The organism is Rhizobium sp. BK251 (genome assembly GCF_004345245.1).
Taxonomy (GTDB): Bacteria; Pseudomonadota; Alphaproteobacteria; order Rhizobiales; family Rhizobiaceae; genus Rhizobium.
On record NZ_SLUQ01000004.1, the window covers coordinates 440,288 to 454,781 of the forward strand.

General features: G+C 59.4%; 12 protein-coding genes. 1 reads left to right on the forward strand and 11 read right to left on the reverse strand.

Annotation, left to right across the window (positions count from 1 at the left end):
• Nucleotides 1-17 precede the first annotated feature (17 nt).
• From EV286_RS12060 to EV286_RS12100, 9 genes are all read right to left on the reverse strand, one after another.
• Entirely contained in the window at nt 18-932 is a 915-nt protein-coding gene (locus tag EV286_RS12060; RefSeq protein WP_132957312.1) for a glycosyltransferase family 2 protein, read from the reverse strand.
• Complete coding sequence (locus EV286_RS12065) at nt 925-1,497, reverse strand: putative colanic acid biosynthesis acetyltransferase (RefSeq protein WP_132957313.1); 573 nt, start codon at nt 1,495-1,497, stop codon at nt 925-927. The genes EV286_RS12060 and EV286_RS12065 overlap by 8 nt, the downstream gene beginning before the upstream one ends.
• Nucleotides 1,498-1,621: 124 nt before the next feature.
• Nucleotides 1,622-2,809: a glycosyltransferase family 4 protein gene (locus EV286_RS12070; protein WP_132957315.1), complete on the reverse strand. Its 1,188-nt coding sequence runs from the start codon at nt 2,807-2,809 to the stop codon at nt 1,622-1,624.
• A gap of 79 nt (nt 2,810-2,888) precedes the next feature.
• Nucleotides 2,889-4,088 (reverse strand): glycosyltransferase, encoded by a 1,200-nt coding sequence (locus EV286_RS12075; protein ID WP_132957316.1) that lies wholly within the window; start codon nt 4,086-4,088, stop codon nt 2,889-2,891.
• Between the two features lie 186 nt (nt 4,089-4,274).
• The gene (locus EV286_RS12080) at nt 4,275-5,372 is read right to left on the reverse strand and encodes a glycosyltransferase (protein ID WP_132957318.1); all 1,098 of its coding nucleotides are present in this window, start codon (nt 5,370-5,372) and stop codon (nt 4,275-4,277) included.
• Nucleotides 5,373-5,468: 96 nt separating this feature from the next.
• Nucleotides 5,469-6,767, reverse strand: a complete 1,299-nt coding sequence (locus EV286_RS12085; RefSeq protein WP_245500684.1) for a WcaI family glycosyltransferase — start codon at nt 6,765-6,767, stop codon at nt 5,469-5,471.
• Nucleotides 6,764-7,735, reverse strand: coding sequence for a GDP-L-fucose synthase (locus EV286_RS12090; protein ID WP_132957320.1), 972 nt, complete (start codon nt 7,733-7,735; stop codon nt 6,764-6,766). Before EV286_RS12090 ends, EV286_RS12085 begins: the two co-directional genes overlap by 4 nt.
• Complete coding sequence (gmd, locus tag EV286_RS12095; protein ID WP_132957322.1) at nt 7,728-8,828, reverse strand: GDP-mannose 4,6-dehydratase; 1,101 nt, start codon at nt 8,826-8,828, stop codon at nt 7,728-7,730. Before gmd ends, EV286_RS12090 begins: the two co-directional genes overlap by 8 nt.
• A 698-nt stretch (nt 8,829-9,526) precedes the next feature.
• Nucleotides 9,527-11,722 carry a polysaccharide biosynthesis tyrosine autokinase gene (locus tag EV286_RS12100; protein ID WP_132957324.1) on the reverse strand — a complete coding sequence of 732 codons (2,196 nt, stop codon included), beginning with the start codon at nt 11,720-11,722 and terminating at the stop codon, nt 9,527-9,529.
• A gap of 342 nt (nt 11,723-12,064) precedes the next feature.
• On the opposite strand from EV286_RS12100, the gene EV286_RS12105 reads away from it, so the two are divergent.
• Nucleotides 12,065-12,937, forward strand: coding sequence for a class I SAM-dependent methyltransferase (locus EV286_RS12105; RefSeq protein WP_132957326.1), 873 nt, complete (start codon nt 12,065-12,067; stop codon nt 12,935-12,937).
• Nucleotides 12,938-13,170: 233 nt separating this feature from the next.
• On the opposite strand, the gene EV286_RS12110 is transcribed toward EV286_RS12105, so the two are convergent.
• Together EV286_RS12110 and EV286_RS12115 are read right to left on the reverse strand one after the other, a co-directional pair.
• Nucleotides 13,171-13,605, reverse strand: a complete 435-nt coding sequence (locus tag EV286_RS12110; RefSeq protein WP_132957328.1) for a hypothetical protein — start codon at nt 13,603-13,605, stop codon at nt 13,171-13,173.
• Between the two features lie 147 nt (nt 13,606-13,752).
• Nucleotides 13,753-14,493: an aspartate/glutamate racemase family protein gene (locus tag EV286_RS12115; protein ID WP_132957330.1), complete on the reverse strand. Its 741-nt coding sequence runs from the start codon at nt 14,491-14,493 to the stop codon at nt 13,753-13,755.
• Nucleotide 14,494: the final 1 nt, after the last annotated feature.

A 14,494-nucleotide genomic window follows, 5' to 3' on the forward strand; every position in this document is an offset into this window, starting at 1 on the left:
GCTGAAGCGCCGGTCCGTTACTCGATCCTGAGGCCCGTGAGCCGGCTCAGCTCGACCTTGATTTGTCCGGCGTCCTCAAGATGAGCGATCGAGCGCTCAAGCTCCAGTATCTTCGCACCGACAAGGAACCGGTACCAGAAGCCCTGCAGGAAATGATAGATCAGCCCCTCGGTACGATCGAGGAAGCCTAGCTGGATGAAATATCGATAGAGGAAATAGAGAAGCGCGCTGACCTGGAATGGAATCCGGTTATAGACCTGTTCCTTGATGAAACGCTTGATCGCCGCCTGCCAGGAGGTTTCGTCGGACGAGAGGTCGACATCGCGCGCGAACAGCCGGCGGCGCTGGTTGATTACGTCGATTGCCTCACGAGTGGCGTATCTGTTGTGCTTCTCCGTGAAGAAGGTCAGGTCGTTCATGTTGCAGTCGGAAAACCCTCCCTGGAAGGTCACGGTCCGGCCGCCCCACACGATCATGTGCTCGTCCATCCAGCGATCCTCGATGCGGCCCTGCCCCCTTCGCCAGATGCGCGTCAGGATGAGCGGATAGCGGCCGCCGAAGCGGATCCACCGCCCCATGAAGATATGCTTGCGCTTGAAGTTGACGCCGGCCACGTCCTCCCCGCAGAGCGGCAGGCGCTCTGCAATTTCCTTCGCAAGATCGGGCTCGATGATCTCGTCCGCATCAAGCCGCATCACCCAGGTGGTGTCGATCGGGGCGTTATCCAGCCCCCATTGAAACTGCTTGGCATAGTTGATGAACTTGTTTTGCAGGACCACAGCCCCCATCGAACGCGCGATCTCAACGGTGCCGTCGGAAGAGAAGGAATCGACGATGAAAACTTGCTTCGCAAAAGGCGCCACCGATTTCAGCGCGCGGGCAATATGCTTCTCTTCGTTGTAGGTAAGAATGAGAATTGAAATATCAGCCATCGGAGCCTGCTGTTGATCGTGCACGAATGGGGCGGGCGGGGTTTCCGGCATAAATCATGCCCTCGGCAAGCGATTTCACCGTGACCGCCCGCGCACCGAGAACGGCATTGCTGCCGATCGTGACACCAGGCCCGACGAAAGCCTCGGCCGCCACCCAGGCATTGTCGCCGATTGAGATGGGTTTCGCGATCAGCGGGAAATCGGGATCGTCCACGTCGTGCGTGCCACCGCAGAGATGCGCGCCCTGCGAAACGAGAGCGTATTCGCCGAGAGTGATCGTATCCATGCAATAGCAATTGACGTCGCGGGCGAGGCAGGAGAAGCGTGCCATGGCGAGATTGCGCGGATACCAGACCCGGACATGCGGATAGACCTTCGCCGTGGGGTCGATGCGTGCGCCGAAGGCATTCAGCAGAAAGCGGCGCCAGCCATGGAAGGGAACCGGTGTCCAGGTTCCGAGTCCGTTCCACACGATCCCCCAGGCAAGCCGCGTCAGCCGATGCTTGAGGGGAAAGGTCGGACCTCCCTCGCGCGGTTTGTAGAGCTTGGCATCCAGAATTGTCACGCTGTTGCCTCGGACGGATCGCGATCCAGCCGCGATGCTGCTCCACCCGGGCGATCACCCACCGCCGCTTCCGTGTCGAGCCGGCAGCCGGCGACATCTCTGCCTGGTGCCGAGGGTGCCGTGATCACAGGACGTGCTCCGAGTCGCGGCGGCTGCCGGACTGCACCATCTCTCCGACCGGGTACTCGCCGACGACGGAATCGATGACATGCTCGATCATCTGCATCTGCTTCTCGGGGGTCCAGCGCCGCTCGATCTCGGCAAAGCACTCCCTTCGCACGTCCTCACGATCCGTCGCCCTTGCGAGCCACCCCTCGATCTTGTCCGCCAGGTCGGAGGGATCGTTGTATTCGAAGAAGTCGCCCGTGACCCCCTGCCTCACTGCCTCGAATTCCGGCATCTGCTTGTCGAAGTCGTTGTGGGTGATTACCGGCGTGCCGTACATCATGCTCTGCATTGCCGTCAGCCCGACCTTGCCCGGCGAAACGGTTATGTCGGAGTGATAGGTCATCAGCCCGACGACTTCCTCGTCGTAGCAGGCGCCGAAAAAATAGACCGAAACGCCGAAATCGCGCGCCATCGTCTCGATCGCCCGTCTCTCCGGCCCATCGCCGATCAGGAGTATGTTGATCTCCCTGCCGCGATCCTTAAGCATCTGGGCGGCGGCGATCAGTATGTCCTGCCGGCATTCCTTCGTGATCCGCGCCGAGCAGATGATAAGCGGCCGCTCCACGGAGCCGAAATATTTCCGGGTCATCTCCCCGCGATACTGCGTCTGGCTCGCTATGTCGTCGATGATGTCACAGCGCTTGTCCCAATCCAGCGAATTGCCGATCGGGAATATGTTGTTGCGCCAGTATCCGGTCTCCTTCGCCACCGTGACGGCCCTTTCGCCATAGGTCATCACGGCATTTGCGAGCGAGAAGTGCAGGTTGCGGATAATTCTCTTCCAGAAAACTTCCTTGTAGAGCCAGCCATGGGCCCAGTAGATGATCTTGCGGCCGGTGAGCCTCGCCACGACGGAGATGATCCAGCTCGCCGGCATGTTCGGGTGGCCGTGCACGATCACGACTTCGACGTCCTTCTTCAGCACTGCCTTCATGAAACCGCGTAGGACCCACCGCGAGCCGCGAAGCTCGAATTCGATCGGGTTGATCTTTATGTTCTCGTCGCCAGAAAAGACCTTGATACCGCTGGTATTATGCAGGCTTCCATAAAATTCATAATTGTATTTCTTGCTGGCCGCGAGCTTTCGCATGATTGGCGCACGATAGTGCGGGAAAAAATGATAGATAACGGAGACAGTTTTCATTCACTCATTCCTTCGGGCCAGGCTAGTCCAAAAGTATTAATTGCAATCAATCTATCTATTTGAAACTTCACATACGAATTCAATAGTTTTTTTTGCGTTGCAACAATGTGACTGTTTTGGAAGCGCGGTGTTGCTGGGCATCCTCGTATAGATCGAGCAAAGCTCGGCCCGCGCTTGTAATGGAATACTTGTCTGCAACCAGCGCTTTGCCGTTCGCAGCCATGCGTGCCAGATCGGTTTGTTCCATCCCCGAGGCCTGTTTCAGGCTTTGCTTCAGGGATATTACATCCGTTCGTGTCCTCAGCGCGGCACCGGCCGCGAAACCTTCCGGCAGATTGCATTCCTCGGTCATGATTACGGGCAGGCCTGCGCTCCACGCCTCGAGCACCGTCATGGGCAGGCCCTCGCTCTTCGAGGGCAGCACGAGAACGCTCGCATTGGAAAGCGACCGGTTCTTGTCCAGACCGTATTGCGGTCCCGGGAAATGGATATTCCCGAAGCGGGCATACAGCGCCGCGATCCTCTGCTCGAAACCGGCAAGGCCGTCGTTCCAACCGCAGAACACAAGCTGCGAGCTTTCCCTGAACGTCTTGTCGCTGGCACAGAGCGCCTCCCAGGCATCGCAAAGTTCGCGACAACCCTTCTTCTCGTGAATACGCCCGAAGAAAAGGAAGATCCTGCAATTGTCGAAGCCTGGCCGCCACCAGGATGGCCTTTGCTTGTCGTTTTCGATGGGTAGCACGTAGTTCGGGATGATCTTGACCGGTTGATCGGTCAGGAACTCCGCCACATCCTTCCGCTCCTTTGCCGTCAGAAGATGAATGGCATCGGACGCCCGCAGAAAGCGATCATGATAGAGCTTGGAGATGAGCTTCTTCAGAAGCGGCGAACGAGCGCGGATCCAGGGCTCCAACATGCCGTGCGGACTGACAACATAGGTGCCTCCGGTCAGAATTGACCAGAACCACACCGACAGACAATGAAACTGCCAAATGCCGTGGACATGGACGAGATCGGGTCTCTCGCGCAGAAGGGAGAAAAACACAAGAGGCGAAAAACCGAGAATGCTCGGCCCCCACGCCCGATGCGAGGTCATCGACACGCCATTCCAATAGGGAGCGTCTGTGCTGAAGTGCTCGTCCTTGAGCGTGACGACGGAGATTTCGGTGGAATTGTCTTTCTCGAGATAGAGAGATTGCAGTCGCGCGGACTCGGCAACGCCGGCCCCATTGCGGGATATAGTGGCTATCGAAAAGCAGACCGATAACTTCTTGTTCATATTTCTTTGCCGTCGATCCCTATTGCCGTCGGATTTTCGGATAGTAATTGGGGCCGCTAACTCCGTCGATCTTGCTATTACGCTTCCTGCTCTTAAGGTTACTTCCTAACAACCCATATCTATCATGTTTTTTCCGGTCGACTTATAATCCAATTGGGTCATTACCTTAGCCAAAGGTACTCACGACTATTCCATCTGCACGAATTTGGCGGCAGCCTCAGCAAAGCGAGCGCTATCCGCGAGCGGCAGGAAGGACTTCGAATTCTCGGCCATTTCGCGCCACAGAAGTTCATCGCGGGCGATCAGCTTCATGAGATAGGCAAGCCCTTCGACATTCGTCGGTTCGAAGATGAAGCCGTTCACGCCGTTGCGGACGAGTTCGTCGCGGGCGCCGCAGGCAAGCGAAACCATGACCGGGATCGACAGCGCCACCGCCTCGGCGACAACCTGGCCGAACTGCTCCTCCGTGCTCGGCAGGACGAGAGCGAGGGACTGCCCCACCGCATCCGAGATCGCCTCGGTCTGTAGGAAGCCGGTGAACTCAACGAGATCCGCGATGCCAAGCTCCGCGGCGAGTGCCTTCAACTCCTCCAGGAGAGGGCCGGAGCCACAGATCTTCAGCCGCCTCTCTCGCGTTTGCCGGAAAGCGAGCGCAAACGCCCTCAGCGCGGTGTGAATGTTCTTCTTGGCCACCAGCCGTGCAACGATGACGAAGGGTCGCTCGGCAAAAGCCGGGACTGAAAAGCTGCACTGGGCGCGGAGGCGGGCGACGTCGATGGTGTCGTATCCTGCCCGGATCTGCTCGGATCGAAAGCCGAGGAAACGCAAATAGTCCTGCGATCGGTCGCTCGCGGCGAGCACGCCATTATAAGGAAGCAGATAGATCGCCTTCAATATTTCGCGGGAGAGCTGGCGCGGCTTGTCGTCGAACTTCGAGTCGATCATCAGGTAGACCCGCCGCCCCATCAGGCGCAGCAGTGCGGCAGCAAGCAATATATAGCCTCGGTCGTAGTTGCAGACGAAGACATGCCGCGCTTTGGCTCGGCGCACGAGACCGGCCAGCTTCTTGAGAAATGACAGTGTCCCGAAGGCCGACCGCTCCTCGAAAAGCGTCACCACCCGTGCGCTGTCACCCGCTCCCTTCTTCCAGTCATACTCGTTGCTGTCGCCGAATATCTCGGCGCCGATCACCTTTCGGTCCGGGCCGAAGTACATCTGTGCCGACTCCAGCCTGTCGTAGTGAGGCGGCCCGAGATTGTCCCAAAGGAAGATAGTGGCGCTCATCCAGGCGAGCCCTCTTGCAACACGTTCTGCCTCCTGCACGACATCTCTACTCTCTCCATCCGTCGCAAGGACAGGTACCGGCCGAAGGACGGAGCCCTATTCGCGCGCAGGCACGGCTCCTACCAGCGCCGCAAATTCGGCGATGCCGATGCTCTTCGAAAGCCGGCGGGAGAGCGACAGCCGCAGCTCCGCCCTGTCTTGCACGACACCGCGGGCCGCTCGTTCGATTGCGGTCGCCAGCTCCTCTGCATCTCCCGGCGCAATCAGGATCGTCGAACCTCCGAGGAAGTTCGCGAGCTCCGTTTCCGGCTCTGCCGTCACGACGATCTGCTTGCCGCTTGCAAGCATGCCGCCGAGCTTCGAGGGCAGCACTAGGTCGGCCGCCCCCCTATCTTGGGGAAGCGCATGAAGATCGGCCATGTTCAGGAATTCGTTCAGCCGGGCATAGGGCTGGAAAGGAAGGAAGCGCAGATTGGGAAGATGTCCATACTGACTGACGAGATCGTCCTTGACCGGCCCCTCGCCGGCGATCACGAACTTGATATGAGGTCGCGAAACCGACAGTCGCTCCGCAGCATCGAGGAGGACATTCAACCCCTGCTTGGCGCCGATATTGCCCGAATAGAGCACGATGAAATCACCGGCGGCATAGCCAAGTTCGTCGCGGTAAGAGGTATCGCCTTCCAATGGAAAGATATGTTCCAAGTCTACCCAATTGCGTAGCACCGCCAGTTTTTCGGCCGCAATGCCCTTTTCGGCGAGCTTCTGCCGCATGCGCTCCGAGATCGTGATGATCCTGTCGAAATTGCGCAGGACGAGCCGTTCGAAGCCATAGGCAAGTCCCGCCAGCCACTTCGCCTTTCCGAGGTGGCCGACAGCGAAGGCCGCGTCGACCTCGAGGTCCTGCACGTGCAGGACGGTCTGGGCGCCGACGAGGGAAGCGGCAAGCAGTGCGACAGGTGACGCAAAGAGCGTCGGCTCGACACACATCACCGTATCGGGTCGCCGCCTGAGGATCTGCCAGAAGACAACGGGCGCCGAACTCAGGGCGAAAGTCAGCGGCGCGATCAGCCGCCAGACACCGCCCATGCGCCGCCGCAGCACGAGAGGCGTGCGGTACACCCTGACGCCGCCCTCCGTGCCCCGGCCATAGCGGTTGCGAAATCCCTTGGGGACCGCCCAGCCGGGATAATGCGGCGGGCATGTCACGACCGTGACCTGCGAACCAAGAGCCGCCAGGTGCTCGGCAATCTCGCCGGTGTAGCGGCCGACCCCCGCCATCTCGGGTGCATAGTTCATGCCGTATATGAGGATGCTATGGCTAGTAGGCTGGGAAGCGACCTGCCGCGGAATCACGATGGATTCCGGCGAAGGGGCGACAGCCGGCTGCGTCACGCTGCCGTTCCTTGCACGCGTTCGGCGTAATTGCCGTCCAGAAACGCCTGGTAGGCATCGGCGAGGCCGTCCTCGAGCGAAATACGCGGATACCAGCCGAGCCCACGCAGGCGTTCGGCACTCATCAGCTTGCGCGGCGTTCCATCCGGCTTGCTGAGGTCATGAACGATATTTCCTTCGAAGCCGACGACCTTGCAGACCAATTCGGTCAGCTCGAGGATCGTCACGTCGCTGCCCGACCCGATATTGACGTGCACTGCATCGGAATAGACCTTCATGAGGTGCACGCAGGCATCCGCACAATCGTCGACATGGATGAATTCGCGGCGCGGCGTGCCCGTTCCCCAGACCGTGACGGACCTGGAGCCGGACATCCTGGCATCATGCGCCTTGCGCAGCAGCGCCGGGACGACATGGCTCGACTTCAGGTCGAAGTTGTCGCCGGGACCGTAGACATTCGTCGGCATGGCCGAGATGAAGTCTCTGCCATGCTGCTTGCGATAGGCCTGGCAAAGCTTGATCCCGGCGATCTTGGCAATCGCATACCACTCGTTGGTCGGCTCGAGCGTCCCGGTAAGGAGAGCCTCCTCGACGATCGGCTGGTTCGCGAACTTGGGGTAGATGCACGACGAGCCGAGAAACAGAAGCTTTTCCACGCCGACCACATGGGCGCCATGGATGATGTTCGCTTCCATCATCATGTTGTCGTAAAGAAAATCGGCGGGATAGCTGTCGTTTGCAAGAATGCCGCCAACTTTTGCCGCCGCCAGGAAGATCGCATCCGGGCGCGTCTTGTCGAGCCAGCTTTCCACTTGGTCCTGGCGCGTCAGATCCACCTCGCGCCGGTCGACAGTCAGCACAGTGCAATTCTCCTGCGCGAGCCGTCGAACGATCGCCGAGCCGACCATCCCCCTATGGCCGGCAACCCAGACTCTCTTGCCCGAGAGATCGTAGATCGCGTCAGGCATGGGCCAGGCCCTTGTTGTTTGCGGGAAGGGGAACGTTGCGGGCCATGACCTTCAAGTCTTCGCGGATCATTTCGTTGACGAGCTGGTCGAGATTCGTCTCATGCGTCCAGCCCAGCACCTCGTGAGCCTTGGTCGGGTCGCCGATCAGGAGATCGACCTCGGTCGGGCGGAAATAGGCCGGATCGATTTCGACGACGGGTCGACCTGTCGTCGTGTCGTAGCCCTTTTCGTCGACGCCCTCACCCTTCCATTCGAGGGTCGTCCCGACCCTAGCAAATGCCTTCTCCACGAAGCTGCGAACCGTGTACGTTTCGCCGGTTGCAAGCACATAGTCGTCGGGCTGTTCCTGCTGCAGCATCATCCACATGCCGCGCACGTACTCGCGGGCGTGGCCCCAGTCGCGCTTTGCGTCGAGATTGCCGAGGTAGAGCTTTTCCTGGATGCCGAGGTGGATGGCGGCGGCCGCGCGCGTGATCTTGCGCGTCACGAAGGTCTCGCCGCGGATCGGGCTCTCGTGGTTGAACAGGATACCGTTGGAAGCGTGCAGCCCGTAGGCCTCGCGATAATTGACGACGATCCAGTAGGCATAGAGCTTCGCCGCAGCGTAGGGGCTGCGCGGGTAGAACGGCGTCGTCTCGCTCTGCGGAACGGCCTGGACCTTGCCGTAGAGCTCGGATGTGGAAGCCTGGTAGAACTTCGTCTTGTTTACAAGGCCGAGCAGGCGGATCGCTTCAAGAATGCGCAGCGTGCCGATGCCATCCGCATTTGCGGTATATTCGGGGGTTTCGAAGCTCACTGCCACGTGGCTCTGCGCCGCGAGATTGTAGATCTCGTCGGGCTGAACCTCCTGGATGATGCGGATGAGGTTCGTCGAATCCGTCATGTCGCCGAAATGGAGGATGAAGCGCGGATCCTCGACATGCGGATCTTCGTAGAGATGCTCAATGCGGTTCGTGTTGAAAGACGACGACCGCCGCTTGATGCCGTGGACCCTGTATCCCTTTTCAAGGAGCAGTTCCGAAAGATAAGCGCCGTCCTGGCCGGTCACCCCGGTAATCAGTGCGACTTTGCCGTTGCTCTTGATACTGCTCATTCGATGGACCCCTGACTCTCTTCAGCTACAATCATTAAGACAAACACACGAAAAGCGACTCGACACCGGAAGCGAATGCCCCGAAAGGCAAAGCTTATCTGAAGATATACTTGGTCCCCACCCCAATACCCATCATATACCCACCGACGGAAAGCCACCTTTCTGCGGAAGCATTCCGCAATTTCGATACCGCCCGCACTCAGTCGGCGACGTTGAGCGCCTATCTCCTCCCGAACGCGCTCGACAACACGCCAAACGTGCAAGAACACACAACCATGCGCGGCGCAGAATCCTCGATCTCAGTGAGAAATGCCACCATGTTCGATCCCTCACCGCAAGTCTACGACAGCATCACTCTTTAGACGACTTACCCATATGGCTTACGCGTTCAGACATCGACATAAGCTTTTCTGCAGCGCTCCATAAGAATTCCATGGCATAACTTTGCATGATGCTTATCGCGGCGCAACATGAAATCCAAGTATATTATTGATAGATTGTCTAAAGTCGAAAATCTGCAACACGCCGACGAACGAGAGTATTATCAAGCGCAATTGAGGGCGTCACAAGAGATCGACTTACAACTTGCGAAGTTGCATCCCGCTGCTGTTCGGTTCTATTTTGGTGCAGTGCAAAATGCGATTAAACGGTAACAACACCGCCCACGCTGTCCGGCAATTTCTTTGCAAAATCGATGATTATTCGGCCGCTATAGGCATATCGCGACCCTGCAGCGTCTCGTCTGAGCGTTCGCGTGATTCGTATTTCCGCGCATCGACCTTGTTCAGGATCACGCCGACGCATTTTTCGGCCACCACCTGAGATTGTGCAAGCGCATCACGCACCGACGCACGCTCGGTACGCGGTTGATCGACGACAAGGATAAAAAGATCGACCTCGTTGGCGACCGCGCGGGCATCGACGACAGCCGAGATGGGTGGCAGGTCCAGGATGATGTAGTCGACGCCCGTCCGGGCCTGCGAAAGCAGCTGCTTGAACATCGGCGAGGCGAGCAGCTGCGACGAATTCGGAAGCTGACGCTTCAGGGCGGCCGGAATGAATCGGAACCTCGCCGTCGGATGGAGCGTCTCGACGTCAGCCAGCCTGGCTTGACCCAAGAGAACCTCGACGATGCCGGCGCGCGCATGCGCCATGAGCATGCGCGTCGCGCTCTTGTTGCGCAGGTCGCAGTCGATGAGGAGCGTCCGGTCGCCCTGGCTGGCGAGAAGTGAGGCAAGGTTGCTGGCCATCCAGGAGGCGCCCTCACCCGCGAAGGCCGAGACGATCCCGATCACCTTCGGAGACTTCGCGCCCAGGAAGAGATCGACGGCAATCTTGGCGCTCCTCAATGTCTCCGAAACGGGCGAGAACGGGTTATCGGCGGCATAGGTGCCGAGGCTGCCGCCCTTGGCGGAGACCGGTGGCGCGGTTCCAAGGAAATCGAGGCCGAGCTCATCGGCGACCTGCTTCTCATTGCGGAAATATCTGCGGCGCGTCTCGAGATAGGCTGCGAGAACCATTGCAAGCGTTCCGCTGAAGATCACCGCCATGAAAAGCACGAGCTGGAGGCGTGGAAAGCTCGGCCTCTCCGGCGCCTCTGCAAACGAGATGATCCTGGCATTCGTGACCGGGAAGGATTCCTGCTGGATCGACTCCTGGTAGCGGTCCAGGAATATCTGGTACATGTTCCTGTATGTGTTTTCGGTGCGCTCGAGCTCACGCAGCTCGACGTTGTTCCTGTCGTCATTCTCGCTGTTGCCCGTCGCCTTGGCGAGCGTCGCGGCAAGCTCGTTCTCGTGCGACTGGGCCATGTCGAGACTGCTGCGATAGCCATTGGCCACACGGTTCAGCTCCTCGAACATCAGCCGGGCGTAGTCCTGCATCTCCTGCCGCAGCCTGACCGCCTGAACGTGATCGGCACCGTACTTCTTCGAGATATCCGCCTCACGCTTGGAGGCGTCGAGGTACTTGGTGCGGAGCTGCTTCGAAATCGAGTCCTGCAGCACGTCGTTCACGACGATGTCCGCGCGGCCGGAGTCTATGACCGCCTTGAGGCTTTCATACTTGGCCCGCGCTTTAGCTGTTTCGGTGCCCGCGTCGACTAGGGCGGTGCTCAACTCCTGCAGCCGCTGGTCGGATAGCAGCTCGGTTCCGGTTCTGACCAGGCCGTTCGCGGAACGGTACCGCTCCACCGCAAGGTCCGCCTGGCGCGTCTTCTCGCGCAGGTCTTCCACCCGCTCCCGCAGCCAGTTGCCGGCCAGGCTCATCGATTCATAGGTCGAATTCACGCGGTCGGCGACATAGGCTTCGCCAAGGGCATTCGCGATCTTCGCCGAAAGTTCAGGCGAGGTCGACGCAAAACGCAGGTCGAAGATATAGGATTGCGCCACGCGCGTGATCGTTGCTCCGTCCTGAAGCTTGGCGATGGCATTCTGGCGCAGACGCGCCGGATCCGTTTCAGGCTGGGACCCCGTTCCTGAAAGCCAGCCAATCGCGATATCGAGAAGCGAATCCCGGGACGACATGAACTCCTCGTTCTGCGTCAGGTTCAGCTTGTCCACCACGGCGCCGCCGATCACCTTCGAGCGCATTACTTCAAGCTCGCTCAGGAGGCCGCCGTCGGTTTCCTCCGGCGTTTCGGATTGTCCGGCATATCTGTTGATCAACGGGCCCTTGCTGACATCGAGGAAGAGCGTCGCCTGGGCGGAATACAAGGGAATTGCGACGCGACTGTAGATCAGGCCGATGAGAATGCCGACCGCTATGCAGGCGAACATCGGTTTCCAGCGACGGCGGAAGAGTGCGACGATATTGTCGATGTCAATGCCGTCAAACCCGGCGGATTCCGTCGCTCTCCGGGTCCTGCGATGTATATCTGTTCTTCCTGACGCCAATTTCTAACCTCGGTATTGTAAATCAATCACCGCAATACGTATGGAAACACTGATAGCACTGAATATCATCGCTTCAATTCGGTCACCTTAGTGCAAAGATCGTTGGCGTACCAGACAGAGTTTTTGCGCCAAGTCTCGCGTTTCTTCGCGGGTCCGGCCGCCGCACGCAAGTATTGCAACCACACAGCTTATGTCGATCGGGACGCGAGCAGACGGCGAACAGTTACGATCGAAACCCGAATCCCCGTGCAGGCCGGGTTGACACTATGGTAAAATAAACATTCTAATTTAGCGAAACGCTATATAAAAAATCTTCCTTCGCTGACACGGGCGCCCGCTGATATGTCCAACATCCGAAAGTTCATCTTCCATGATCTGCAGCGGATCGAGGGATATATTGATCTGCCGGACGCCCTTGTATTTCTCTCCCTGCTCGAAACGCAGACGAGCCTCGGGCTCGAAGGGGGCGTCGCAGAAATCGGCGTCTTCTACGGCCGCTCCTATTTCCTTCTGCGAAAGATCACGGCTCCTGAAAACAAGGTCGTGGCCATCGACCTCTTCGAGATAGGCGATGCCGAGGACGGCGTCTCGGAACAGTACAAGGGATTCCTGAAAAACGGTGCGCAGCTCGGCCTTCCGGTCGACGAGGAACTCGTCATAGCCGGCGACAGCGGCAGGGTCGTACCGGCCGATATCCTGGAGAAGGTGGGCCGGGTAAGGTTTTTCAGCATCGACGGCGGGCATATGCTGCCGCATCTCGCCGCCGACAGTGCGCTTGCCGGTGCAGTCCTCGCTCCCCACGGCGTCATCGCCTTCGATGACACCTTCAATCCCAGCTGGCCGGAGGTGACGGTCGGCGTTTCCGATTTCCTGCGGGAGAACGACGAGTTTCGCGCCTTCTGCATGACGAAATACAAGACCTATGTCTGCAAGCGCGAGTTTCACGATTTCTATCGCGCCGTGATCGACGAGGCGCCGCATCTGGAGGCGCTCGAGCACAGCGAGACGGAATTTCTCGGCGCAACAGTGGTGCGCCTCCACAATCCGCTCGGCCGGCGTATCGCCTATGAGATCATGACGCGTTCGGGGATGGGCTCCATATCGGAACATCTCTACCGCGGCCACAAGCCGCCGCCTCAACTCACGCCACCGGTTGATGATGGGGGTCATCCCGACGACGCGCCGGCCCGATCAACGGGCGCGGACGATCGTTAGCCCGCTCGATCCGACGCGAATGCCAAGCGGTCCGGTCGGCGGCACGCGCGACGGCCGAACCGCAAGAGGCCAAGCGATCAATGGGAAAATTAGGTCAATGATTAACCGGCGTCGCACAGAGCGAGCGACGCTCTAAAGAAACGGACGTCTGCCAGACCGGAATCCTCCCGCGCAAAAGCCGCGGCTCGCTCACGAACCGCCTCTCATCGCGGGCAGCAACTCGGCAAGCCGAGCTAACCGACCAGCATCCGCCGCAATACTTCAAACAGGCTTGCCCGCTTTGGAGCAAGGATTGCGCGAATCTGGGACGCCGCAGTCGAGGCCGCAACGGTCGCGCCGAAATGGCAATAGCAGATGACTTCGTGCAACTGCCAGTCATCGAGTTCGAAGAAGCGTTTTGCCTCGCCATAGCTGTCGTCCGCAAGGCCGGCCGCCCTAAGAACCGGATCCTTGAAAGCAACCGAAATCGGCGAATCGTCGCTGCGCATCGCTTCCCGCATATCCGGAGGTTGGTACTCCGTCTGATGCAGCGTCGAGAGGCGCCAATGGGGATTTCGCTCAAGAAGTTCCGCCCAGCGGACGAGGCGCTCGCTGCGCGACATTGTCCGCCCCGGATAGTCTTCGATTTCCGCGACAGACCTTAATTGCTCAAGTGTTTGATACTTCATCTTGGACTCCCATTCAGACGATGGTTGTTCCGCGCCAATACCTACACCGACCCTTGAGGATGATGACTCCGGGTCTTAAGGAAGTCCAATCACGTTAGAAGAATCCCGCCGGCGGAGCGCTCCGTCCGGCGAGCGTATCTAGGGGTTTCAGCCCGCCGGCTGGGGCGCGAATTCGCGCATCGCTCCAGCAAACGGCTTGGGGAGGGGCGCGGAATAGGAACCACGCTTGCTGGTGGAGAGGCCAAGCGAAACCAGTGCCTCTGCCTGCTTCACGGCCGCCGCCACCCCATCGATCACGGGCACGCCGTAGATCGCCTGCAGTTCGCGCGCAAGATCCGTCATGCCTGCGCATCCGAGCACGATCGCCTCGGCACCGTCTTCCGAGAGCGCCCTTTCGATTTCCGCCCTGAGCTTGCCGATAGCGCCCGATGCCACGTCCTCCAGCGCGAGCACCGGAATATCCGAGGCCCGAACCTTCGCCCGCTCGCCCATGCCGTAGCGACGGACGAGGTTTTCGATCAGCACCCGCGACCGCTCCAATGTCGTGACGACCGTGAAGCGCTGCGCCAGAAACCCGGCGGTCGCGACGGCAGACTCGCAGAGGCCGACAACCGGCACATCGGAAAAGCTTCGTGCCGCTTCGAGCCCGGTGTCGTCGAAACAGGCAACGATCGCCGCATCATAACCCGAAGCCCGCCGTTCCCTCAGCTCCGCCAGCAGGCCCGGGATCGCGAGCGCACCGTCATAGTGCCCTTCGATCGAGGCCGGCCCCATGCGCGACGTGGCGGCTATGATCTCGGTCCCGGAAGCCGCGACGGTCCGGGCCGCCGCCGCGGCCTTTTGTGTCATCGAGACCGTGGTGTTCGGATTTATGAGCAGGAGGTGCATG